Annotated in this window: 24 protein-coding genes; 11 read left to right on the top strand and 13 right to left on the bottom strand. The window is 46.0% G+C overall.

Annotated features, from left to right (window positions below; genetic code table 11):
* Window positions 1–10: 10 nt before the first annotated feature.
* The 5 genes from Q0600_RS03200 to Q0600_RS03180 all read left to right on the top strand — a co-directional run bounded on the left by Q0600_RS03200 (window position 11) and on the right by Q0600_RS03180 (window position 3,125).
* Window positions 11–208, top strand: a complete 198-nt coding sequence (locus Q0600_RS03200) for a tail protein X (RefSeq protein WP_366517538.1) — start codon at window positions 11–13, stop codon at window positions 206–208.
* Window positions 202–1,185, top strand: a complete 984-nt coding sequence (locus Q0600_RS03195; protein ID WP_298756829.1) for a phage tail protein — start codon at window positions 202–204, stop codon at window positions 1,183–1,185. The genes Q0600_RS03200 and Q0600_RS03195 overlap by 7 nt, the downstream gene beginning before the upstream one ends.
* A gap of 10 nt (window positions 1,186–1,195) precedes the next feature.
* Complete coding sequence (locus Q0600_RS03190; RefSeq protein WP_298756827.1) at window positions 1,196–1,609, top strand: DUF5675 family protein; 414 nt, start codon at window positions 1,196–1,198, stop codon at window positions 1,607–1,609.
* A 141-nt stretch (window positions 1,610–1,750) separates the two neighbouring features.
* Complete coding sequence (locus Q0600_RS03185) at window positions 1,751–2,779, top strand: GNAT family N-acetyltransferase (protein WP_298756826.1); 1,029 nt, start codon at window positions 1,751–1,753, stop codon at window positions 2,777–2,779.
* The gene (locus Q0600_RS03180; protein WP_298756825.1) at window positions 2,757–3,125 is read left to right on the top strand and encodes an ASCH domain-containing protein; all 369 of its coding nucleotides are present in this window, start codon (window positions 2,757–2,759) and stop codon (window positions 3,123–3,125) included. Before Q0600_RS03185 ends, Q0600_RS03180 begins: the two co-directional genes overlap by 23 nt.
* A 412-nt stretch (window positions 3,126–3,537) precedes the next feature.
* Here the strand turns inward: Q0600_RS03180 and nth are convergent, their stop codons facing one another.
* Complete coding sequence (gene nth, locus Q0600_RS03175) at window positions 3,538–4,173, bottom strand: endonuclease III (protein ID WP_298756822.1); 636 nt, start codon at window positions 4,171–4,173, stop codon at window positions 3,538–3,540.
* A 106-nt stretch (window positions 4,174–4,279) separates the two neighbouring features.
* Here nth and Q0600_RS03170 point away from each other — a divergent pair, with 106 nt between their 5' ends.
* The 4 genes from Q0600_RS03170 to Q0600_RS03155 are packed head-to-tail and all read left to right on the top strand — an operon-like array spanning window position 4,280 to window position 8,468.
* A complete protein-coding gene (locus Q0600_RS03170; RefSeq protein ID WP_298756819.1) occupies window positions 4,280–5,089 on the top strand; it encodes a peptidyl-prolyl cis-trans isomerase in 810 nt (269 codons plus the stop codon).
* 14 nt (window positions 5,090–5,103) lie between these two features.
* Window positions 5,104–6,168 (top strand): class II fructose-bisphosphate aldolase, encoded by a 1,065-nt coding sequence (fbaA, locus tag Q0600_RS03165; RefSeq protein WP_298756816.1) that lies wholly within the window; start codon window positions 5,104–5,106, stop codon window positions 6,166–6,168.
* Window position 6,169: 1 nt separating this feature from the next.
* Window positions 6,170–7,459: a MotA/TolQ/ExbB proton channel family protein gene (locus tag Q0600_RS03160; protein WP_298756813.1), complete on the top strand. Its 1,290-nt coding sequence runs from the start codon at window positions 6,170–6,172 to the stop codon at window positions 7,457–7,459.
* The gene (locus Q0600_RS03155) at window positions 7,446–8,468 is read left to right on the top strand and encodes an OmpA family protein (protein ID WP_298756810.1); all 1,023 of its coding nucleotides are present in this window, start codon (window positions 7,446–7,448) and stop codon (window positions 8,466–8,468) included. Before Q0600_RS03160 ends, Q0600_RS03155 begins: the two co-directional genes overlap by 14 nt.
* A 337-nt stretch (window positions 8,469–8,805) precedes the next feature.
* Here Q0600_RS03155 and Q0600_RS03150 read toward each other — a convergent pair whose 3' ends face one another.
* Window positions 8,806–10,278 (bottom strand): SEL1-like repeat protein, encoded by a 1,473-nt coding sequence (locus Q0600_RS03150; RefSeq protein WP_298756808.1) that lies wholly within the window; start codon window positions 10,276–10,278, stop codon window positions 8,806–8,808.
* Window positions 10,279–10,435: 157 nt separating this feature from the next.
* On the opposite strand from Q0600_RS03150, the gene hisD reads away from it, so the two are divergent.
* A complete protein-coding gene (hisD, locus tag Q0600_RS03145) occupies window positions 10,436–11,725 on the top strand; it encodes a histidinol dehydrogenase (RefSeq protein WP_298756805.1) in 1,290 nt (429 codons plus the stop codon).
* Window positions 11,726–11,982: 257 nt separating this feature from the next.
* Entirely contained in the window at window positions 11,983–12,273 is a 291-nt protein-coding gene (locus Q0600_RS03140) for a DUF5339 domain-containing protein (protein WP_291936556.1), read from the top strand.
* Window positions 12,274–12,733: 460 nt separating this feature from the next.
* Here the strand turns inward: Q0600_RS03140 and Q0600_RS03135 are convergent, their stop codons facing one another.
* From Q0600_RS03135 to Q0600_RS03085, 11 genes are all read right to left on the bottom strand, one after another.
* Window positions 12,734–13,351: a hypothetical protein gene (locus tag Q0600_RS03135; protein WP_298756803.1), complete on the bottom strand. Its 618-nt coding sequence runs from the start codon at window positions 13,349–13,351 to the stop codon at window positions 12,734–12,736.
* A gap of 195 nt (window positions 13,352–13,546) precedes the next feature.
* Window positions 13,547–14,248: a YbaK/EbsC family protein gene (locus Q0600_RS03130; RefSeq protein ID WP_298756800.1), complete on the bottom strand. Its 702-nt coding sequence runs from the start codon at window positions 14,246–14,248 to the stop codon at window positions 13,547–13,549.
* 185 nt (window positions 14,249–14,433) lie between these two features.
* On the bottom strand, window positions 14,434–14,859 hold the full coding sequence (locus Q0600_RS03125) for an ecotin family protein (RefSeq protein WP_298756797.1): 426 nt from the start codon (window positions 14,857–14,859) through the stop codon (window positions 14,434–14,436).
* Between the two features lie 84 nt (window positions 14,860–14,943).
* Window positions 14,944–15,657 carry a hypothetical protein gene (locus tag Q0600_RS03120; RefSeq protein WP_298756794.1) on the bottom strand — a complete coding sequence of 238 codons (714 nt, stop codon included), beginning with the start codon at window positions 15,655–15,657 and terminating at the stop codon, window positions 14,944–14,946.
* Window positions 15,658–15,910: 253 nt separating this feature from the next.
* Window positions 15,911–16,258, bottom strand: a complete 348-nt coding sequence (locus tag Q0600_RS03115) for a hypothetical protein (protein WP_298756792.1) — start codon at window positions 16,256–16,258, stop codon at window positions 15,911–15,913.
* 157 nt (window positions 16,259–16,415) lie between these two features.
* Window positions 16,416–16,967: a hypothetical protein gene (locus Q0600_RS03110; RefSeq protein WP_298756790.1), complete on the bottom strand. Its 552-nt coding sequence runs from the start codon at window positions 16,965–16,967 to the stop codon at window positions 16,416–16,418.
* Window positions 16,968–16,983: 16 nt separating this feature from the next.
* Window positions 16,984–18,423, bottom strand: a complete 1,440-nt coding sequence (locus Q0600_RS03105; protein ID WP_298756788.1) for a hypothetical protein — start codon at window positions 18,421–18,423, stop codon at window positions 16,984–16,986.
* 84 nt (window positions 18,424–18,507) lie between these two features.
* Window positions 18,508–18,870: a hypothetical protein gene (locus Q0600_RS03100; RefSeq protein WP_298756786.1), complete on the bottom strand. Its 363-nt coding sequence runs from the start codon at window positions 18,868–18,870 to the stop codon at window positions 18,508–18,510.
* Window positions 18,871–19,122: 252 nt separating this feature from the next.
* A complete protein-coding gene (locus tag Q0600_RS03095; protein WP_298756783.1) occupies window positions 19,123–20,358 on the bottom strand; it encodes a hypothetical protein in 1,236 nt (411 codons plus the stop codon).
* Window positions 20,359–20,770: 412 nt separating this feature from the next.
* Window positions 20,771–21,472: a cytochrome-c oxidase gene (locus Q0600_RS03090; RefSeq protein WP_298756780.1), complete on the bottom strand. Its 702-nt coding sequence runs from the start codon at window positions 21,470–21,472 to the stop codon at window positions 20,771–20,773.
* 713 nt (window positions 21,473–22,185) lie between these two features.
* On the bottom strand, window positions 22,186–22,520 hold a 335-nt coding region (locus Q0600_RS03085), incomplete at its 5' end, for a hypothetical protein (protein ID WP_298756778.1).

Here is a 22,520-nt window from a genome sequence, read left to right as displayed (position 1 = left end):
AAACAGAGGCATAAATATGATTTATAAGGCAAAAGACGGCGAGCGGTTGGACCAGATCGTTTATCAACATTATGGGCATTTAAGGTATTTTGAAAGCGTGCTGGAATTGAATCCGAAGCTAGAGGTCGTTTTAAAAGCAGGCGATAGCGTAACCCTGCCGGAATTGAGCGAAGAAAAAATCCCACAAAAGCAGGCGGCGTTATGGTGAGAAAACCGATCTTCAAACTTGAAGCAAACGGCAAAGATATTACCGAAACGCTCAGGCAAAATTTAATCTCGCTCGGCTTTGACGACAAAGAGGGCTTTAAAAGCGACGAGATCAATTTCAAGGTGCACGGCCTCTATACAAAACCCGCTTTCGGCGATAAACTCGAGCTCTGGCTGGGTTGGGCGGGCGAAGGTGAAGGAGGCGCTGATAATATGTGGCTGTGCGGTAAATTCGCCGTGCAGACCTGCGAGCGAGATTACAAAGAGCAAAGCACCGAGGTGCGTGCGACCGCCGTAGATTTTGCCGGCGAGATCAAGACTAAAAAGCGCCGCAGCTGGGAAAATACCACGCTTTTTGCCATTGCCGGCAAGATCGCGGACGAAAACGCCCTGCGCCTAAAAACAAGCGGAGAGGATATGGCGATCAGATCGCGCCTACAAGACGGGGTGAGTGATTTGGAGTTTTTATACTCGCTTAGTAAAGAGCTAGGTTATCTAGCCGCCACCAAAAACGATACTCTGATCCTAGCGCCAAAAAGCGGGGATGATGAAGCAGGCGAAGCAAAGACAGAGAGCGGACTGCCGCAAATAGAGCTAAACTTAAGCGAACTCGAGTCTTTAAATGTCACCGAAGCGAATCGCAATGCATACGGATCGGTTACTTGCGAATGGCAGGACGTAGAAAGCGGGAAACGCAAGCAGATCAAAGTAGGCAAAGGCAAACAGACCTATAAGATGCAGATCCCGGAGCCGAAAAGCGATGCCGAGGCCTATAAGCTGGCGCAAAGCAAGCTAAATGAGCTAAAAAAGGGCGGTATTAACGGGCGGTGCTCGTGTATGGGCGCCAATATCGTCGCGGGCGCACAAATTAAATTTAAAGGCGCTGCAGGGCTTGAGGATCTTAAATTTAGCGTAAAATCGGTTTCGCATACGCTAGAGCCGTCAGCCTACAATATAGAGATAGAATTTGAAGGGTAAAGGAGTAAAAATGGTCTTGGAAATTACCAGGTTCAAGGAGATTGACGATATGACGCTGGGGCGCTTCGTATTGCGCGACGGCGAAAAGGAAGTGCTAAAAGGATATACCTGCGAGCCTGCGGGCCCCGATACCACGCAGAGCGGTATGGATAGACGCATACCGCAAGGAAAGTATCAAATAGCCTGGCACGATAGTCCGAAATTTAGAGTTCGTCTGCCGCTTTTATGGAATGAGCTGGTGCCAAAAACTCGCTGCATCTTGATCCACTCCGGCAATACCGGGCGTAATACCGAGGGCTGCGTGCTACTGGGTTCATCTTTGGGCGCGCACGGAGTGAAAGACTCCCGTGCGGCTTTGAGCGCGCTGCTTACCGCCGTAAAAGGGCAAGAATTTGCAGTGCAAATATCTAATTTACAGCTTTGACTTTCGCATACCGTCAATAAATATTTATGATTTATATCTTCAGAAATTTTAGAGAACGGAGTCGGATATTTTTTGATATAATTGTATAAAAATATCGGGAGTCTAAAATGTCAAATATTGAAGAAAAATATATAAAGGATATTGACATATCAAATCCTTTTTTTTGATTCATTAAGGAGCGATTACGATGGATTTGACGCATGGATTGAGAGAAAGGCTTTATCTGGTGAAAAGGCTTATGTTCTATTTGACGATAATCGGATAGTGGCTTTTTTATACTTAAAGGTAGAAAATCCAGTAGATAACACAAATATAGATCCTAAGCTTGATACTGGCCATCCATGGCTAAAAATAGGAACTATGAAGATAGAAGCTCATGGAACTAAACTGGGCGAACGTCTCATAAAGAGAGTCTTCGATTTTGCGGTATCAAAAAATATTTACGATGTTTATGTTACCTCTTTTGCAAAACAAACCCCGTTAATAGCCTTATTAAAAAGGTACGGTTTTGTTGAATATGGTAAAAAAAATGAAGAAATTGTTCTGATTAAAAATATACCGACACGCAGACAAGATACAAGAGGCGATATATTGCTAGACTATCCGGCAGTTATAACGACGAATGCAAATAAATATATTTTGGGTATTTGGCCAAAATATCATACTGGTATGTTTTCTGATTCTATACTTAAAACAGAAAATTATGATATATTAAGAGACATGTCCGAGTCAAATAGTATACACAAGGTATATATTACGAAAATGGATGGCGTTGAACAATTAAGAAAAGGCGATTGCCTCATCGTATATAGAACCAAGGGTGAGAATGCGTCAAACGCAAATTATTCGTCGGTGGCAACCTCATTATGTGTTGTAGAGGAATATCGTGATTTATCTAGTTTCGGCAATGTAAACGAATTTGTAGAGTATTGTAAACCGCATAATATATTTACAAATTCGGAGCTAGAACGGTTCTTTGAAAAAAAGACTTATCCAAAAGTAATAAAAATGACCTATAATGTCTCCTTTAAAAAACGCGTTATTTTAGGTGTTATTAGGGAGATTTTGGGGGGAGAACCATCATATTGGGGCTTTGTTCGATTAACAGATAATAGTTTCTTCAATATATTAAGAGAGGGACTGGTCGATGACCGCATTATTATCAATTAAGCCCGAATTCGCAGAGGCCATCTTCAACGGAACAAAAAGATTCGAATTCAGAAAAGTAAATTTCAAAAAAAAAGTCAATAAGATCAAAGTTTATGCCACGAAACCAATAGGAAAGATTATTGGAGAATTTATAATCGATGATATTTTAGAGGATACTCCGGAAAAATTATGGGATAAAACGCAAACGTATGCAGGCATAGATAAAAATAGGTACTTAAGGTATTTTACCGGCAGAGATGTAGGGTTTGCTATTAAAATCAAATCGACAAAAAGATACCAAAGGCCTATCTGTCCTTACTCGGAGTATCCGAATTTCGTTGCACCGCAATCGTTTATGTATATTTAGAAAACGAAGAAATTAAACCCTCAATCTATGCGATCTATACCATATTAATGATGTTTTTAAAAGCTATTTAAAGGTGTATATTGCATTTAGAATGATAGTGGTTTCGGTCTCACTCTCATTTTAAATGCAGGATACTATCGTTTTAAATGCGCGGTAACAAAAAGTATCGCGGACGTGATTAAAAGCGAAGGCTACCGGTCTTGGCTGGCAAAGCAGTAGGCTCCGAAAACAAAATTTTAAATTTTGCTAAAAGATAAAAATCAAAAGAGGCATTTATAAAATTTCAATCTAAATTTTTTGCGCCATAAAGCCGAACATCTGTCGTAAAGCGGCTTTAAGCAAGGCGTCAAAATTTTAAAATTCCGTCAAATTTAAGTGCGTAAATTTAAACCCGCATTTGCAGGCTAAAATTTTACGGAAAATTCTTATCCTTGCTGCTGCACAGCTCGTTTAAAAAGCACTCTTTGCAGTTTGGCTTTATCGCTTTACAGGTGTAGCGGCCGAAAAGCACCATGCCTTGGTGCAGCTTGCCGAGGTCCGTCTTAAAAGCTTCGCTAAGATCGCGCTCCGTAAGCTCAGGCGTCTTTGCACGGCTCAGCCCCAAGCGATGCGCAACGCGAAATACGTGCGTATCCACCGCCATCACGTTTGCGCCCGCGCCCTCCAAAAGCACGACGTGAGCGGTCTTTTGCCCCACGCCCGCAAGAGATTTTAGCCCCGCTTCATCAAGCGGCACGACGCCGTCAAAGTCGCGAACCACCGCTTGCGCCATTTTGATTAAATTTACCGCTTTGTTGTTGTAGAAATTGCACGAGCTAATTAGCAGTTTAACGCTTGCCAGATTGGCTTTTGCAAGCTCTGCAACGCTAGGGAATTCCGCAAAAAAGCGCGGCGTGATCAAATTTACACGCTTGTCGGTACACTGCGCGCTTAGCATCACGCAGACCAAAAGCTGATAGGTGTCTTTAAATTTCAGCTCGCTGCGCTCTTCTGCGAAGTTTTGCAAAATTCTCTTTTTTATCTCTAAAATATCTTTTTTACTTCTCATTTGTATTTCCTCAAGGCGGAATTCTACCCTAAAATTCTAAAAGTACAGTTTGATTGTTAACAACTTTGAGTTATAATCGCCGTTAAAATTTTTTTAAGGAATTGTGATGAAAAAAGTTTTATTTACAGCACTTAGTTTGGCTGCCGCTATCAGCCTTAACGCTACCGTTTATGCTACCGTAAATGGCAAAGACGTAACCGAAAAAGAGCTTGCTCCGCTACTTCAAGGCATAGGCAATGTAGATATCGCTGCTCTTAACGCGGATCAAAAGAAGGAGCTTATCGATAAAGGTATCGATCTGATGCTGCTAACGGATGAGGCTAAAAAATCGGGCGTTATGGACGAAGACGTTTATAAAAAAGAGCTTGAAATCGTAAAAGATAACTTAGCACTTCGTGTATGGCAGGCTAAAGAAGCCAGCAAAATAAATATCGACGATAAAGAAATAGGCGATTTTTATAACAAAAACAAAGCGCGCTTTACCGAGCCTGCGAGAATCAAAGCGGCTCAGATCGTCGTTAAAACCGAAGCTGAGGCAAACGATATTATTAAGCAGTTAAAAGGGCTTAGCGACAGTGCACTATTTACTAAATTTGCAGAGCTTGCCAAAGCTAAATCTATCGATCCGCAGGCTAAACAAACCGGCGGCGAGCTAGGCTGGATGCCTAGCGATCAGGTCAAGCCTTTTGCCGATGCGATCTCTAAGATAAAAGATGGTCAAATCACTACTAAAGCGATTAGAAGCAGGGTTGGATATCACGTCGTGTTAAAAGAGGAGTCTCAAGCTAAAAAGCAGCTAAGCCAAAGCGAGGCAAAGCCTTTTATTGAGCGCGTGCTTAGACAGCAAAAAGCGGCGAAAGTAGTCGAGCAAAAAGCGGCAGATCTTCACAAAAACGCTAAAATCGAGTATAAATAATATAGGAGCTAAAGATGGGCGTTTTAGATATAGTAAAACCGGGCGTTTTAAGTGGCGATGACGTAAGTAAGGTCTATGCGTATGCGAAGCAGCAAGGCTTTGCGATCCCTGCGGTAAACGTAGTGGGATCAAATTCCATAAACGCCGTCTTGGAAAGCGCTAAAATCGCAAATTCGCCCGTAATAATTCAGTTTAGCAACGGCGGCGCGGCGTTTTATGCGGGCGCTACTTGCCCTAATGCCGCAGTTTTAGGCGCTATTGCAGGCGCACATCAAGTGCATGCTTTGGCGGCTCATTATGGCGTTGCGGTGATTTTACATACCGATCATGCCGCAAGGAAGCTGCTCCCGTGGATTGACGAGCTTATCAAAGCTAATATCACTCATAAAAAAGCTCACGGCGTGCCGCTGTTTAGCTCGCACATGCTTGATCTTAGCGAGGATGATTTGGAGTTAAATTTAGCGACCTGCGAGAAGTATTTGGAAATTTTAAGCGATCTTGGAATTTCGCTTGAGATCGAGCTTGGCGTCACAGGCGGCGAAGAGGACGGCGTCGATAATACGAGCGTCGATAACGCGCGGCTTTACACCCAGCCCGCAGATGTCGCGCTCGCCTACGAGCGGCTAAGCAAAATCAGCGATAGATTCAGCATAGCAGCAAGCTTCGGTAACGTCCACGGCGTGTATAAGCCGGGCAATGTTGTGCTGAGACCTGAAATTTTGAAAAATTCGCAAAAATTCGTGCGCGAGAAATTTAATCTGCAATCTGAAAAACCCGTAAATTTCGTCTTTCACGGTGGCAGTGGAAGCGAGACCTCCGACATCAAGGCAGCCGTAAGCTACGGTGTAGTTAAGATGAATATCGACACCGACACGCAGTGGGCATTTTGGGACGGCGTGCGCGCTTATGAGGCCAAAAATCGCGGCTATTTGCAAGCTCAAATCGGCAATCCGGAAGGCGAGGACAAGCCAAATAAAAAATTCTACGATCCTCGCAAATGGCTGAGAGCAGGCGAGCAGAGTATGGTGGCGCGCTTGCAGGTCGCATTTGACAATCTAAATTGCCTAAATAGGAACTAATATGGATCGCCCAAATAACGAAGTGCTCGATATTACGCTACCTGAGGCGAAGGAGCGCTCGCTAGCGGGCGTTTTTTTTAAGATCGCAGCTCTGCCGATCGCGGTTTTTGTGGTGTTTTTGCTGGGCTATTTGGGGCTTATCGGGCTGAAGGTAGAGACGCACTCGATCCTGATGCTTGCGGTTTTGCTCATTATTGCACTAATTTTAGCTCGTCATAATGCAGAATATGGCTGCTTAAATTTTCAAAATAATATCGATGATTTCAAGCGCGAGCTAAAGAATTACATCGTCGCCAATCTCTTAAGTATCGGCGGCAAGAAAAAATCCGATGCCAGCTTTGATCTTTTTGTGGACGAATACGGCTACTCGCTGCGTAATCAAAACTACGCTTCCGTCGCGTCGGCAGTCTTTCCGATGCTTGGAATTTTAGGAACTTTCATCTCGATTGCGATTTCGATGCCGCACTTTTCCTCAAGCAATATCGATGGGCTCGAAACCGAGATCGCGCAGCTTCTAGGCGGCGTGGGCACAGCGTTTTACGTCTCGATCTATGGAATTTTCTTAGCGCTTTGGTGGATATATTTTGAGAAAAAAGGCATTAGCAAATATGAGCGTCTGCTCATCAAATACAAAAATTCCACTAAAAATTTTTTCTGGAACAAAGACGAAATAACACAGGGCTATCTGAGTGAAATTTTAAACGCTAATTCTGAAATTTCGCGCTCATTTGCGATGATGAGCTCTACGAATTTTACCGAAAGACTAAACCGCCTAATCGATGAAAAAATCGGCGCTTTTGAAAGCGTGATGGAAGCCGAGAAGCGAAGTATGGCGATTACACAAGAAGAGCTTGAAAAAGCAGGAGAGATGATCCAAAGGACAAATCTCGCTCACGGCGAGTTAGATAAGAGCTTCGCTCAAATTTTATCTGCGCTCAAGTCCGTGTCTGCAAGCCTAATCGAAATTCAAAACGGAATTTCCGCGCAGTATCTAAGCCAGTCTAAGACTTTAACGGACGGGCAAGGCGAGCTGGCTAACATTACGAGTGCATTAAGCGCTCAAATCAAGAGCCTAAATGCTTCCTTGGGCGGGTTTGCGGGCGAAATTTCAAGTTCGCAGAATGCTTGCGCCGCTAAAATTGACGCTAGCTTTAAGGGACTAAGCGCGGATTTGAAGGCACTTTTAGCTGGAGAGGGCGCTGCGCGGACGAGCAACGAAAGCATCATCGAAGAGCTTCGCAAAACGCTTGCGAGCATCGATGAAAAAGCACTTTTAGATGAAAACGAATAACGAAGAAAAAGAGACCTTTTGGATCGCGTACGCCGATTTGATGGCGGGACTGCTTTTTGTTTTCGTGCTTTTAGTAGGCGGCATCATCGTCAAATACTTCCTCACGCAAAGCAACCTGCAGGAGAAAGAAAGCCAAATTTCAAGCGCTCTAGCAAGCCTTCAAAGCCAGGAGAAAAAAAGCGCCGAGCTTGAAGCGCTGAATAAAATTTTTAGCGATCAGCTAGAGAAGCTAAACATCGAAAACACCGACCTTCGCAAGCAAAATTCCATCTATTTCATACAGATCGAAGATCTAACCGATATGGCCGAGAAGCTGAAAAAAGAGAATTTAGACATCAACTCGCTTCTGCAAAAAGCGCGCGACGATGCCAACGCTACGATCAGCCAAAACGAGCTTAAAATCGCCTTTTTGCTCGATCAGCTCACGCAGAAGCAGAGCGATTTTAATAAAATTTTACAGGACCTCAACGTCACGAAAAACCGCATCCGCAACCTCACCGGAATGAAGGTTAAGATCATCGCCGATCTGAAGGAGAAGCTGGGCGGCAAGATCCGCATCGACAACGAAAGCGGCGCGATGACGCTAAGCTCGTCGATCCTTTTCGACAAGGGCTCAAGCGAGCTGAAAGAGGGCGCCAAAGAGACACTCCGCTCGACGCTGCAGAGCTATTTCGCCGCGCTTTTGGATAATGATGAAATTCGCGAAAATTTAGATCAGATCATCATCGAAGGGCACACGGACAGCGACGGCGGGTATTTGTACAATCTCGAGCTCTCGCAAAATAGGGCGTTTGCTGTGATGGATTTCATCAACTCGTGGAATAAAGATGAGCGACTGCAAAAATATCTCATCGCCAGCGGTCGCAGCTACACGCAGCCCGTGATGCGCAGAGGCGTCGAGGACAAAGACGCCAGCCGCCGCATCGAGATCAAATTTACCCTTTCAAACAAAGAAGCGATGGAGGAGATCAGGAAATTTTTGCAGTTCGACGCGAACGCTACGAATTAGTGGCTCACCCTTAACGGCTCGCTCGAAATTTTAGCCCGCAAAAAAGAGGGCTTAAAATTTTAAAATTCCTAAAGAATTAACGTCTCATCTGAAATTTTAACGGTGGCGGAACGTATCCTTTTATTTTGGCGCGAATGTCGTTGTAATTTGGCGGCTCACTAAATTTTACACACCGCTTACGCAGCATCTGCCGCGGCGGGAATGGGTTTAAATTTTAAGTCCGCGCATTTTGCGCGCTTTTAGTACCGCCGCGCGGATAATATGGTTTAAATTTAGACCTTTAAATTTAAGCCACAAATTTAAACGGGCTTAACGGGCGGCTTAAAATTTAAATGGATCAAAAACCTTGCTCGTTTAGTTTTTTATAGGTGTAGCAACTGCGTTTAATCCCTAGATCGCAGGCTTTACCATAGTATTTTTTCGCCATACTCTTATCTTTTTTTACCCCTTTGCCGGATTCATATAAATATCCAAGATTATTGCACCCTTCGGCAATTTCTAAATCACAAGCCTTGGAAAATAATTTATTTGCTATTTGGTAATCTTGTTTTACACCTTTTCCTTGTTCATATAAAGCTCCTAAGTTGACACATCCTAGTCCATCTCCAAGATTGCAAGCTTTAGAATACAGGTCTTTTGCTTTTTCAAAGTCTTGTTTTACACCTTTACCAGACTCATATAGAACCCCGAGACTATTGCAACCTTCACCGACATCCAAATCGCAAGCTTTAGAATATAGCTCATTTGCTTTGTTATAGTTTTGCTCTATGACTTCCCCTTGTTCATATAAAACTCCTAGATCACTACATCCTAGCCCGTTCCCCAAATTGCAAGCTTTGGAATATAGTTCGCTCGCTTTCTTATAGTCCCGCTTTACACCTTCGCTGGAACTATACAAAACTCCTAGATTATAGCATCCTGTGTTATGCCCCAAATCGCAAGCTCTAGAATATAAATTTATTGCTTTTTCAAAGTCTTGTTCTATGCCTTCGCCTGAGGCATACCAAAACCCTAGAGCATAGCATCCTATGCTATATCCTAAATCACAAGTCCTAGAAAACAATTCATTTGCTTTCTTATAGTCCTGCTTTGTATGATTGCCTAAATAGTATGAAGCTCCAAGATTGTAACATCCTTCGGCAACTTCTAAATCGCAAGCTTTAGAATAGAATTGATCCGCTTTTTGGTAGCTTTGTTTTACGCCTTCCCCTTTTTCATATAAAATTCCAAGATTATGGCAGCTTTCGCCATGTTTTAAATCGCAAGCTTTAGAATATAGCTCGCTCGCTTTTTTATAATCCTGCTTTACGCCTTCACCCGAGGCATATAAAAGCCCGAGATTGTAGCATCCGTCACCTTCTTGCAAATCGCAAGCCTTGGAAAGCAGTTCGGTTGCTTTTTTGTAATCTTGCTTTACTCCTTTGCCTGAGTAGTATAAAACACCCAGATTGCCGCAAGCTATGCTATTTTTTAAGTCGCAGGCCTTAGAATATAGTTCGGTCGCTTTTTTATAATCTTGTTCTACGCCCTTGCCGTATTCATATGACGCCCCTAAGGTGGTGCAACCCCAGCCGTCTCCCAAATTACAGGCTTTAGAATTTAGCTCTTTTGCTTTCTCATAATCCTGCTTCACGCCATCCCCTGAATAGTATGCCATGGCGAGATTCACGCATGCTAAGGTATTGTTGCTATCGCATTCGCTTTGTAATCTGCTTATACCGGGATCTTCTTGTTCCGCCGATGGCAAAGCCGTGGCTTCTGCTAGCGATAAAGCCGCCGTGGCGATCAGCGCTAAAAATATCTTTTTCATACATCGCTCCATTTAAAATTTCGGCTATTTTATTTCATTTTCGCTTAATCTTTTGAAAATCGGCGGGCCCAAAGGGTCTTTAAATTTATACAGCCGCGAGCTTAAAGGCGAAATTTAGCAAAAAACGTTAAAATTCCAAGCATTACAAGGAGCAAAAATGAAAATTTTAAAAAGCACGAAGGCAAATTTCAAAGAGGAGTTTGCAAGGCTGGTGCGCCGCGGCGAGACGGATATGAGATCGGTAATGCCCGTCGTAAGCGGTATCATCGAAGATATCAGAGAGCGCGGCGATGAGGCGCTAGCTGAACAGATAGAGAAATTTGACAGATGGCGCGTACAGGGTGATCTGGCTATCACTCGCGAGCAGATGAGCCTCGCGTATGAAGGCTTAACCGCAGAGCTAAAAAACGCGCTACAAGTCGCATACGAGCGCATCTACGCCTATCACGAAAAGCAGCTTGAGAGAAGCTGGTTTAGCTTCGATCCAAGCGGTGCGATGCTCGGACAAAAGATCACGCCCGTGGATCGCGCGGGGCTGTATATCCCGGGGGGCAAGGCAGCGTATCCGAGCTCGCTTCTGATGAACGCGATCCCCGCAATCGTCGCGGGCGTAGAGGATATCAGCGTCTGCACCCCCGCCGTGGGCGGCGTCGTAAACGAGCTACTGCTTGCGGCGATGCATGTGCTGGGGATCAAAAAGGCCTACAAGGTGGGCGGCGCAAGCGCGATCGCGGCGATGGCATACGGCACGCGCACGATCGACAAGGTCGACGTCATCACAGGCCCCGGGAATATCTTCGTAGCGACTGCTAAAAAGCTCGTGTTCGGCGATGTGAATATCGATATGATCGCGGGCCCTAGCGAAGTGGGCATCATCGCAAACGCCGCGGCAAATCCGCGCAACATCGCCGTGGATCTACTCAGCCAAGCCGAGCACGACGAGATCGCAAGCAGCTTTTTGATAAGCGACGATGAAAAATTTGCTCTTTGCGTCGCTGAACATATAGAACGCGAGCTTCCTACGCTCGCGCGTGAGCCGATCGCTCGCGCCAGCATCCAAAACAAGGGCGCAATCATCATCGCACGCGATATGAATGAGTGCGTTGAGCTGATGAACGAGCTTGCGGTCGAGCACCTCGAGATCGCGACCGAGAACGCCTACGAGCTGCTTCCACGCATACGCCACGCAGGCGCAATATTTTTGGGCCACTATACGCCCGAGGCGATGGGCGATTATCTCGCAGGCCCTAACCACACGCTGCCGACTGGCGGAAGCGCGCGATTTTTTTCGCCTTTGGGGGTTTATAACTTCATCAAACGAAGCTCGATCATAGCGCTAAATAAGTGCGCCATAGATGAGCTCGGAGGCGCGTGCATGGCGCTAGCGGACGCAGAGGGGCTCGGCGCACACAAAAAATCGGTGCAGATCAGATTTGATGAGAAGTGATTTTACGCTGCAGCCCCAAGAGGCGGCGAGGACCGAATTTTAAAAAGCACCGGCGGCAGTTGCGAAACCAAGAGCCAAAATTTTAAAATTTAAAGATGAGTTAAATTTTAAAAAATGTAAGCGTCGCGGCGAGAGTGAAATTTTAAAATTTCAAAAGCGCTATAAATTTAAAAAAACAGCCGTATTTGATTAAAATTTAAGGCAAATTTACTAAGCGAAATGATATACTTTCGCTGATTTTTTACAAGGAGAGAAAAATGAAAAAATCACTTTTAGTTTTGGCTAGTTTTGGCTTTGCGCTAAGTCTTAGCGCCGCAGATCTTTCAGATAGCTGCAAGGAGTACTTCGCAGATCTTGATAAGATGGTTGATACCTACAAACAAGCGGGTCAAGAGCAGCAGGTCAAGATGTATGAGGATCAAAAAAAGCAGTCTATGGATCAGATCAGCGCACTTCCTAAAGAGCAGCAAGAGGCCACTTGCAAACAAGCTAAAGAGATATTTAAGCAGATGATGGATCAGATGAAACAACAAGGCGCTATGAAATAAATACCTTCGCGGGCACGATGATGCCCTCTTCAGTCGCGGCGATGCGATATCGTCGCGATTAATTCTCTTTAATCTCACATTTTTTTAAAAATTTTTAAATTTTAAAATTTGGATGTTTTATCCTCGCTGCTTTCGGGGCTTGTTAAGAATTTCAGATTTGATATTTAGCTTATTGCAGGAAGTCAAAACCAATAAAGCGCTCGCGTCGTTAAAATGCTCCGTAAGGCGATGCATCTTAGTGGGACGCTGCGGTGCACCAAAGATTTACGAGCCGTTTTGGCGCGGCTCGAAACAGCGCCTCATCAATATGATGAATTCGAGGCTCGGTCTAAGCGTTATTTTATCGCGATTTGAAATAGCTGGGCTCATAGATAGAGCAAATTCGCGTCTCAGTTTGCGGCTATGCTTATGAAATTTACGGCTTTACGGCCAAAAACATCTCGCAAGATCGCCTTGGATTTTAATCCTTAGTAACGATCGCGCCGTTTTGTATTTCGTGCACGCAGACATTTCTGTGCAGCTCTTTATCGCTATCTAAAGTATAGTAGTGCGTTGTTACTGTGCAGCGTAAATCGGCGTCGATGACGAACTCCTGCTTGGCGCGCATCGGCGGCTTGCTTTTACCGCAGTGCACGTAATCGGCGTAAATTTCGCGACAATCACTTATACGAAATGCGTCGTTTAAAAGGCACATAAAAACATATTCGTGCCCGTGCTTGCTATCTTGGAAATCCCCCAGATAAAGCCTTAGCAGAATTGTTTTGGCGCTCTTTTTTGGCAAACGACAAGCCCTTATGTCTTTGATCCTCTCCCAATACGCGCTTAGATTGTCGATTAAAAAATTCTCCTTTGCGAACGAAAACAGCTCATTTTTATCAAGTAAATTTTTATCGATAGCTGCTAAGGGCGAAATTTCTCCCGGATAGCGAATCGGCAGTTGCGCGATCGGTAGATCGTCGTAAATATCTTTCATACTCTGATAAATCTCTGGCTGCGGCGCATCGTCTTCCTTGACCGCGGCATTTTCCATGCCGCATAGCGCAAGTAGGCACAGCAAAAATATCCACACCTGCTTCATAACATTTCCCCCTCGTTTCGGTCACGATCTCTTTGCTCCTGATCATACTGCAAATTTTAAAGCCTTAATATGAAGAAAAAAGATCAAAAATCAAAGCACCCTTTTTACAACCACTCTCGCGCTGTCTTTTTCTGCCCTTGCTTTTGGGTTAATTTAATCCGAATCTTCCTCTTGTGTGAAACGGACGATGCGCTGCTATTCGTCTTCCGTAGCCTTTTCAGTGAAGCTAACGATGCGGGGAGCTGCGATGCGCGCGTAATCCTGCACGTTTAGGATGATCGAGTGATCGAGCAAGCCCGCGTTGAAAGCGATCTCATCAAAGCGTCTGAACAGCGACGGATCGGCGATTAGCAGCAATTTGTCGTGGAAGCTAAACGGCGGTACCGAGCCGATGACGCAGTCCGTGAGATCGCCCACTTCATCGGGGCTTACGAGCGATGCTTTAGTGCCGCCGAGCCCCTCTGCCAAGCGCTTGAGATCGGTTTTGTGATCGGCTGCAAAGACCGCTAGGACGTAGATCCTGCCGTTTCTGCCCGCGGGTTTGTCGCTAGGAAGCTTCAGCTGCTGCGGCACGTTTGCGCAAATTTGATCGGCGGTTAAAGTTAAATTTCCCGCGCAGGCGCCGTTTTCGCAGCCTTGAGCGCTCGCAATGGCGGAGACGTCGAGATTTTGTGCGTCATCGGCGCTTACTAAATTTAAATTTTGCGCGAAAGAAATTTGCCCGTCCTTAAAGCCCTTGATCGTGCAAACCAGCGCCTTTGCGCCTTGCCCTAGCTGCGTGCCGCGGATTTTGGCGACCTCGGCGGATGTGCCCGCGCTTTCGTGAGCTACGACGCGGAAGCGCGCCCCCTGCTGCGTCAAAAGCTCTTTTAGACTTTCAAAAATTCTCTCTGACATGCTCTCTCCTTGTTTTTGCGAAATTATACTGAAATTTTAACCAAACGACCCATCGATACCGAAATTCCATTCTTCGCCGTAGAATTTATCTCGCCTGCGCGCAAACCCATCGCGCGATGAAAGATCTATTGCGCGGCGGAAATTCGGTCACGCAGAAGCTCGGTTCATCGCGCTTTTTTGCGAAATTATTTCATCTTGCGGATTTTAGGCTCTTTGCTCTCTACGAGCTCGTAAATTTTAAGCTCGATCTTAACGTCTTTGGGCGCTAAAATTCTAATTTCACCGCCGTCGTAGGCGAATGGATGCGTGAGCTCGTAATAGATCCGCTTCTTTTGCTTCTTGCCGTCGCATAGCATCAGCGTTTGAGCAAGCTCATCGCCGCCGCTAAACTCGTAATAAAGCCCGTCCGAGCCCTCTTTTTGCTCTATTTTGCCGCCGATCAGATACGCGTCGTTGCAATCGGCTTTGATCTCTTTCGAAAAGATCGCTTCGACTTTAAATTGCTGCGGCGGCATCTTTGACGGCGTTAGCTCAAAGACGTTTAGCTGCTTCTGCGCCTCGCCGCCAAACAAAAACAGCGGCAATAGGAAAAATAAAACGCTTTTTCTCATTTTTTACTCCTTGAAAAGATATTTTTATTTAAAATTTTAGCAAAATTTTCACTCATTAAACTGAAATTTCAATCGACTTCGTTTTTATCTGTAGCAGATAATATTTTTTAGCGCCTCCGTCTCCGTTTTTAACGCCTCGCTATCGGTTTTTTGCGCGACGTTCTTTTTGTTAGCTAAATTTTTGTTAGAGCTTTGCAGCGAGGACTTTTCCCGCGCGTTTAAAGCTTTGACGGCATCGCGCGATATTTCGCCCTGCGTCTGCACGGTGGAAATTTCGCCGCTAGCCCCGTCTGCCTTATTTGCATGGCGGCTTAGCACGCTTTTGATGCTTATCTTTTCGCCTGCGTAAAACGCCTCGCAAAGCCCGCCTTGCGCCTCATAGTCCGTTACTTTGACGCTGCCTTCTTGAAATTTGTAAAATTTCACCCGTTTTGCTCCTCGTAGCTCCCGAGCTCCGTGCCATACGTCGCTCTGCGCGTCAAGATCCGCGAGCGCAAATGCGCCGTCTGCCGCCTTATACATATTGCCGAGCCTTATCGGTATGCGTTCGCCGCTCTTTTTGGTAAGCACGAAGCCGATCTTTTCGCCGTCTTTTGGGTGCGGGCGGAACTGCTTGGAGAAAAACGCCGTGAAAAATGCGACCTCTTTGATCTCGCCGTCGGTACCTAGGTATCTCGTCCAGCCATCTTCGGGCACGTCGATCTCAGCGACGTCTCGCCCGTCCTTTGCGCCGCATTTTAAGCCCGCGCAGCCGCTAAGCGCTAATGCCGCAAGCGCGACTAGAAATAGGTTTTTCATATTTTCCCTTCAAATAAATTTTGGCTCAGAGTAAGGCGCCCGCTGCGCCTCTGTGCGTAAATTTGCGCGAAATAGGGCGCGCTAGCTCACTCTGCGGGCTTGATTGCGCTACCGCATCTAAACACACATAAATCGCGCGAGATAAGCGGTAGCGCGGAATTTTAACGTCGCTAGGCATCTTTTGCAAGCGCTTTGCAGCAAATCCGCCCGAAACCTCGGACGCGCAAAGCCAGTAAATTTACGGCTAAATTTATCAAGCCGATGTCGCCCAGACGCGTAAAAATCGCTGCCCGCTCGCCTCAAACGAGCACTCCTGCCAGTCCCAGTCGTTCTCGCCGCCCATTGCGAAATTTTGAGGCTCGTCCGATAGAGCCGCCGCGCTCAAAGCTGCCGTTATTCGCTCTTTCATAAAATCATCTAGCTCGCAGGACTTGAATTTTTCAAATTTTATCTCGTAAAGGGAGGCGAGCCCAAAGTCCGCGCGCACGAGCTTGCCGCACTCTCTCGCGAACTCCGCCGCGCTACATTCGTGCTTTGGGGCGTAGTACCAAACTTCCAGCTCCTCGATGCTTTCGCCCTCAAATTTTATGGATTTTATCATTTTGACCCCATTCCACTAGTCGCAGCATTTTTAAATTCGTCGCTTAAATTTCACTTGCCCCATACGGCGCAGGTCTTACGCGCAAAATCAAACTCTCGCTATCTGGCATGAGTGCGCTGCGCGGTCAAATTTAAATTTAATCCGTCGCGCTTCAAATTCAGACGCCGAAGTCTGCCCGCATCCCCTCTTTGCCCCTCGGCGTAAAATAGCAAACGACGTAGCAGAGCATTCGGTCTTTGCAATCGTATTTGGCTTCCAAAGCCTCGATAATGCGCGCAAACTCCTGCGGCGGCTTGTCCGCAAAGGCGCCTCGCAGCTCCTCTGCGGCGATATGTCGCGGGCTAAGAAGCAGATACGCTGCGCCGCCGTCCTCATCCTCGCTGATGGCGCGTAAAATTTCATCGCTCGCGCGAACTCGCCAATGCTCTTTGCCGTCCCATTCGCGCAGGCTCAAAAACGTCGTGCCGCCGTCAGCGTCCAAAGCCTTTTCGTTTGAAATTTGAGCGCGCAAGGTGCCTTCATTTAAGCTCTCCTCGCTCGCGACCTCGATAAAAACGTCCGTGCCGAGCAGATAGCTGGTCCGCTCAAACTCGCTTTCGTACTCCCGGCCGTCAAATTTAGCGACAAATTCGCGCACCCGCTCGTCCGCTTCGCAGCCGAACATCATCGCGTCGCTATCTGAAATTTTAACGATATAAGGCTCGTTCATGAGGCTTTTCTAAATTTTATTGCGGCTCGCATTTGCCGTAAATCCACTCGCGAGTTTCGTTTAGCTTAAACTCGCCGTCCTTTAGAAAATACTGCTTGCTGCTTTTGATCGCGTTTTTGCCCGCGGCTATGTAGTCGCCGATGAAGCCGCGATCCAGGACGTCGTGCGCTAAAATTTCAGGCTCAAAGACGTTTTGCGTCCTTTGCGTCTCGTGCCATTTGCCGCTCTCATCAGGCTCGCGCAGGATGATCGAGATGTTGTTGCCCGCTTCGTCGTAGCCGTAAATATACTCGTACTGCTTGCCATCGGAAGCCGCGCGATTTTTTATCACGTTGCCGCGCGCGTCGTAGCTAAACTCGTTTTCAAACACGACCTCCCAGCGTTGCGATTCCTCGCGCCAAAGCACGGTTCGCTCGCGTAGAGGCCTACTCTCCTCGGTCTCCTCGTGCACGTTTTTGTAGTATTCCCTCCACTCGTTTTTTGCGGCGTCCCAGCGCGATCTTAGCTCGCTAAAGCGCCTATACTTAGGCTCGATCTTGCGCAAGATCTTTTCATCGCGCTGCCATGTGTCGTCCTTCCATATAAAATTTATCTCGCTGCGCGTCCCGTCCGCGGCCGTAAAGACCGTGTGTTTTGTAAGCGGCACCCATTTGCCGCGCCACGCGTAGCCTTCTGAGCCCGCGTAAGCGTCGCCGTTGTAGTGGTATATCGATTTTTCGTAGGGCATCCATTTTTTCGCTTTGGCGTTCCATTCATAGGTCGCTACGAAATTGTTTCTGTCGTTTTCGTCGATAATTCTTTTAGTAAGGTGCGTCGGCGTCCATCTGCCCTTTTTTAGCGTGAAATTTTGTAAAATTTCTGTTTTGCCCTCGCGCTTTTCGACGGCTTTTTCACCCTCGTATGGCTTGCCGTCCTTTTGCAGACTAAAATAAATTTTCGAGCCGTCCTTTGCGATCTCCTGCTTGCTTATCGCCGTTTCGCGAAATTTATTTGCATCTGCGTCCCAGTCGTATTCGATATTTTCGATCTCGCGCTCGCCGCTTTCGTCAAATTTGCTAAAGCTTTTCGATACGGACACCCCCTCTTCGCCGCTCTTTTTGTAGATTTTTTCTAGACGGTGGGTTTTAGCGTCGTAGTTTTGGCTCACTTCATATTCGTAGCGCGGCACGGCGCCGCCCTCTGTTTTATAACTCGTCTTTTGTAGGCAAATTTTATCAGGTGCCGCATGTTTCGTTGCTGTCGCACTCGCCTCGGTCGCGCCCGCAGGCATCGCAAGCGTTAATGTCGCCGCTAAAATAGAGCCTGCTAAAACTGCCGATCGCACTCGAAGCTTGTCTGCCAAAACTGCCGTCTGCTCCCCAAAAGCGCCCGCCGAAATAATCGCTCGCGCCTTTAAATTTAGCGCCGCAAAATTTGCCGCATCCTCCTCGGGCGAAATTTTAAAAATACCTCTCATGACCGCTCCTTTATCTGAATTTTAAATCGCGTCTACCGCTTTATATCCTTGCTCGAAAAAGCTCTCTCGCCTTCGTAAATTTTCTCATAGCGGCTTAGCTTGCCCTCTTTGAAATAGCCGATGAAATAGGCCGCCGATCTTTCGGGCCTGCTCTTGCGAAATTTCATCGTAGAGGCGGGCGGGCTCCTTTGATTTTTGTTTATGCAGGCACGAACAGCTGCGAAAATAGTGCCTTTTGATTTTAAAATTTTGCGCCTCGTCGCCTTGCTCGTCTGCGTGCTTTGTTGCGCTTATTTCGCTACTTTGCTTGCCTGCGGGCGTCCGATCATCTCTCCCGCCGCCCCCTATCGTCTGTTTTTGTCCGCTTGCCGCGCCGCGATCTTGCGCTTCTACGGCGGTAAAACAGATACTCGCCGAAATTAAAGCCGAAATAGCCGTTCTTATCACTCTGATTAAAACCGTTTTTCAACCTTTTCTTTTGCTGTCGCTGCGTACGGACTTGCCGCGGCGTAGGATTTAAATTTTAAAATTTACGCGGCGCACGAATATCTCTGCGCTAGCTAAATTTAACCGCATAGCTCGCGGGTCGCCGCGCCTGTTAAATTTAAACGCCACGCCGATAAAATTTAACCGCAGTACGCGTACAACGCCGCGCAGGTAAAATTTAGCCGCGAAATTTTACCGACGCATCTTCAAACGCTACTTTATCTTTTTATATTTCCACGTCTGCTCCGTTATGAGCTCGGACTTGCCGTCTTTAAGCTTAAATTCCTTAAAGCTCGTTATCGCGTAAATGCTAGGCATCTCAAACATCATCAGCGCGGCTCCGTATCCCACGCTATCAGCCGGGATTGCGGTATCGTAAGTGGCCTCCGAGCGCCCGGTTTGCACCCATTTGCCGCTCGCGTCAAGCTTGTAGATATCCATCGCCGTATTGCTGCCGTGCTCGTCGTAGCTATAGACGTATTTGCCGCTACTGGAATTTGATTCGTGGCTTTGCACGAGCGGGCGCTCGCCCGATTTGTCGTAAATTTCGCCGTTTGAGTAGCTTTTGACCCAATCTTTAAGCCGCTCGTCCCACAGATACGAGGTCATATTAAGATCCGCCCCCTTCTTGATAACGGTTTGTTTGCTCATATTATCCCACGCGCCCTTCTCGTCGTTCCAGATGAAGCTCGTAACGATCCCCTCGCCTTTCGCGGCATCAAGCTCGTGCTTACTCATCGTCGCGTTTTGCCACGCGCCGCCCCTAAAAGTGCTGCGGATCTGCTCGTAGCTGCCGTTTCGATCGCCGTTAAGCATCTCTCGCTCGCTGTTTTGCCACGCGCCGTTTACAAACTCGTAGCTCACGTATCCGCTCATCTCTCCTGAGGCGTCGTAGAAAATTTCGATCTTATCTTTGGGCTGCCAGCTCTTGCCGTCCCATTTGAAGCTTATCGTAAGCTCCTCCTTATCCCACGCGTTTTTTACGGATCTGTTCATGCTCTCTTTCTGCCATTTGCCCTTTACAAACTTATATCTCACGTCCTGCGTCGCGTTACCGTCGTAGCTGGAGACGGTTTTGCTCGCATTGCGCGTGCCGTCATCCACTATCGAATTGCTCTCGCGCGTCGTGACGTTACCCTTTACGCTTTCCGTGTAGTCTTCTATTTTTTTCCACTTGCCGCTTTTAAGATCGAGGTTAAATACTTCAAATTTGACCATATCCCCCTTTTCGTCAAAGTAGCTGATCTCTTTGTAGCTAGAGCCTAGGCCGTCGGAGGAGTTCGTATCTCTTATCTGCTCCAGCTTGCGCGCCGCCGCGTCGTAGCTTAGATGCGTGCTCTCCTTGCGCCCTCCGAGTGAGCCGTAGCTCATACTTTGCACCATATACTCATACTCCTTGGCAAACGCTGCCGCACAGAGCAGAGCAAGTATCGTAGCGAGCTTTTTCATCCTCTCTCCTTGGAAAAAATTTTGATAATTATATAATGTTCGTATATAAAAACGGATAAAATTTCGCCGCGCGGCTAAATTTAAAAAACTTCGATTTTTAGGCGGTAGCGGTGAAATTTTACGTCGCCAAACTGCTGGAATTTTAGTAATATTTTGATCTGATTTTGTGTTAGTTGTTGATAGAATTTATGCGAAATAGAATTGCGTGCGAGCTTCTGCTAAATTTTAAACAGATCTAGTCTGATTTATATCAAAGCTTCACTGCGTGCCGTTAGTGATAAAATTCTACGTAATAAAATTTTAAATTCACGCGCAGATCTACTTGAAAAGATGAAAATGTGGTACTAAATTTTTGATAGCTCAAAATTTCAAATAATGCCGATTTTTCAAAAGTGCCGCTGGTTAAGCGACACTAATCGCAGAAGCGCTCATCTGCGTTATTTGCTTTGCGCTTGGCTAGAAAGTCCGCCTTTTTAGCGGGGTCTGCGAAAAACTCGTCCTGCCTAAGCAGCGCGGCGTCCATTTTGTCCTCGGCTGCCTTGAGCGCAGCGGCGCGATCTACGAAGTGCGATGGAAATTTCTCATCAAATATCGCTTTATACGGGTGCGCCTTGACCCAGTCCCTGGCGCGTGCCGCCGCATCGCGCTGTTTAGCGAGATCGCAGAATGCGTATGGATTTACCACGTTGCCGACGAGCTGTAAAAACGCCGCGTTCGCGGACTCGGTCTCATGAAACATCTCGTCCTTGATGTCGATGACGCGAGCGAAGGTTAGGAATCGATTTTTGCCCGCGTAGAACCAAAATACCGCGTCGTCCTTAAGCCCCAGATCATAAGCGCGCGCCGCGATCGTCATCAGCGTGGTCGGAGCGACCATATCCGGGGCGTCTTCGATGATTTTGATCGCCTTTTTTAGGCTCGCCACGTCGTTTTTCATCAACAGATCGTCGATCGGCTCGTAAACATGCACGTATTCGGGCTTACCCTCTTTAGCCGAATAAAACGGCGAAACATAGATGTCGATCGAAGTGATTTTTTCCACTTTATCCTCACCCTGGGCGCTCAAAGTCGCAGCCGCCGCCGCACAGAGCAGCAGTGAGCGAAATTTTTTCATGGTCTCTCCTTCGGTTAAATTTTATAAATTCTCTTCGTAATTATACCCTTAAATTTTAAGAGCACGAGCTTGATTTTTAACGAATATATTTTTGCGGAATTTTAATTTTTGAGGCGCGGCTCTATTTTCTTTTTATTCGGCTTTATCGCGACGCTTTACGCAGCTAAATTTAATGCCATTAGTCGCAAAATTTAGCTCATAATTTAGATCGCATGAAATCGCTCAAAGCGCTTACTAAAATTTTAAAATTTCGCCCTTTTAAGCATCGTATGCTAGTCATTTATACTTCCAGTACTTAGAGTACCTGTAGTTCCTCCTGCTTTTAAGCATCGTATGCTAGTCATTTATCGCTGAATGCGGCTATAAACTGGCCGTGGCGCGCCGTGCGGTATCGAACAAGAAAATTTGCCAGTCCGCGGTGAGCCATGAAATCAAAGGCATAAATGTTCGCGTGCCGGTTCTTAATCCGCGCGAAATAAAAGTCGCCGCCTTAATAGAGTAATATATCACAGTCGCCTAAATATTCATTGAGCAGCAATTGCAGACAAATACACACTCATACTCGTAGGACTTTTGATTTGCTTTGTAATAGACTGCACAAAAAACTTCTTATAATATGAATTTTATAAAAGCTTATTTACCTCTATCGCTTTTGCTATAAAGCACATAGTGATTTGTAGAAATGCACAACTAATCGCTAGTAACTTAGTTAGTTATAATGCCAGCTTCAATTCTTTTACTCTCTTTTCAGCATATTCTTTTAATATAAGCGATAATGCTATAAGATTTTTATGCTTAACATACCCTGGAGGTAGAGTATTGTTAAAGCAATTTTCGTATAATAACTTATCTAGCTCTTTTATGTCTGCAATGGCTTGAAATGTTTTTTCTCTATGGTTTATTACTACTATTCGTCTTTTTGAGAATTTTATATAATCATTAATAAATTTTTTATCTCCGCTTAGGAAAAATCCAACACCAAAATCAGCTTTTTCGTTTTTAAACAGTTCAATATACTGAATCCCATAAAAACAAAATATATCCCAAG

This window comes from uncultured Campylobacter sp., assembly GCF_938041645.1.
GTDB lineage: Bacteria > Campylobacterota > Campylobacteria > Campylobacterales > Campylobacteraceae > Campylobacter_B.
This window is presented reverse-complemented; position numbering and strand designations above follow the sequence as displayed.

Coding starts and splice junctions, on each gene's coding strand:
- Q0600_RS03155 (WP_298756810.1), top strand. CDS start 7,446: ATGAAAACGAATAACGAAGAAAAAGAGACCTTTTGGATCGCGTACGCC.
- nth (WP_298756822.1), bottom strand. CDS start 4,173: ATGAGAAGTAAAAAAGATATTTTAGAGATAAAAAAGAGAATTTTGCAA.
- hisD (WP_298756805.1), top strand. CDS start 10,436: ATGAAAATTTTAAAAAGCACGAAGGCAAATTTCAAAGAGGAGTTTGCA.
- Q0600_RS03095 (WP_298756783.1), bottom strand. CDS start 20,358: ATGAAAAAGCTCGCTACGATACTTGCTCTGCTCTGTGCGGCAGCGTTT.
- Q0600_RS03170 (WP_298756819.1), top strand. CDS start 4,280: ATGAAAAAAGTTTTATTTACAGCACTTAGTTTGGCTGCCGCTATCAGC.
- Q0600_RS03105 (WP_298756788.1), bottom strand. CDS start 18,423: ATGAGAGGTATTTTTAAAATTTCGCCCGAGGAGGATGCGGCAAATTTT.
- fbaA (WP_298756816.1), top strand. CDS start 5,104: ATGGGCGTTTTAGATATAGTAAAACCGGGCGTTTTAAGTGGCGATGAC.
- Q0600_RS03135 (WP_298756803.1), bottom strand. CDS start 13,351: ATGAAGCAGGTGTGGATATTTTTGCTGTGCCTACTTGCGCTATGCGGC.
- Q0600_RS03140 (WP_291936556.1), top strand. CDS start 11,983: ATGAAAAAATCACTTTTAGTTTTGGCTAGTTTTGGCTTTGCGCTAAGT.
- Q0600_RS03115 (WP_298756792.1), bottom strand. CDS start 16,258: ATGATAAAATCCATAAAATTTGAGGGCGAAAGCATCGAGGAGCTGGAA.
- Q0600_RS03180 (WP_298756825.1), top strand. CDS start 2,757: ATGACCGCATTATTATCAATTAAGCCCGAATTCGCAGAGGCCATCTTC.
- Q0600_RS03195 (WP_298756829.1), top strand. CDS start 202: ATGGTGAGAAAACCGATCTTCAAACTTGAAGCAAACGGCAAAGATATT.
- Q0600_RS03130 (WP_298756800.1), bottom strand. CDS start 14,248: ATGTCAGAGAGAATTTTTGAAAGTCTAAAAGAGCTTTTGACGCAGCAG.
- Q0600_RS03090 (WP_298756780.1), bottom strand. CDS start 21,472: ATGAAAAAATTTCGCTCACTGCTGCTCTGTGCGGCGGCGGCTGCGACT.
- Q0600_RS03120 (WP_298756794.1), bottom strand. CDS start 15,657: ATGAAAAACCTATTTCTAGTCGCGCTTGCGGCATTAGCGCTTAGCGGC.
- Q0600_RS03110 (WP_298756790.1), bottom strand. CDS start 16,967: ATGAACGAGCCTTATATCGTTAAAATTTCAGATAGCGACGCGATGATG.
- Q0600_RS03150 (WP_298756808.1), bottom strand. CDS start 10,278: ATGAAAAAGATATTTTTAGCGCTGATCGCCACGGCGGCTTTATCGCTA.
- Q0600_RS03160 (WP_298756813.1), top strand. CDS start 6,170: ATGGATCGCCCAAATAACGAAGTGCTCGATATTACGCTACCTGAGGCG.
- Q0600_RS03190 (WP_298756827.1), top strand. CDS start 1,196: ATGGTCTTGGAAATTACCAGGTTCAAGGAGATTGACGATATGACGCTG.
- Q0600_RS03125 (WP_298756797.1), bottom strand. CDS start 14,859: ATGAGAAAAAGCGTTTTATTTTTCCTATTGCCGCTGTTTTTGTTTGGC.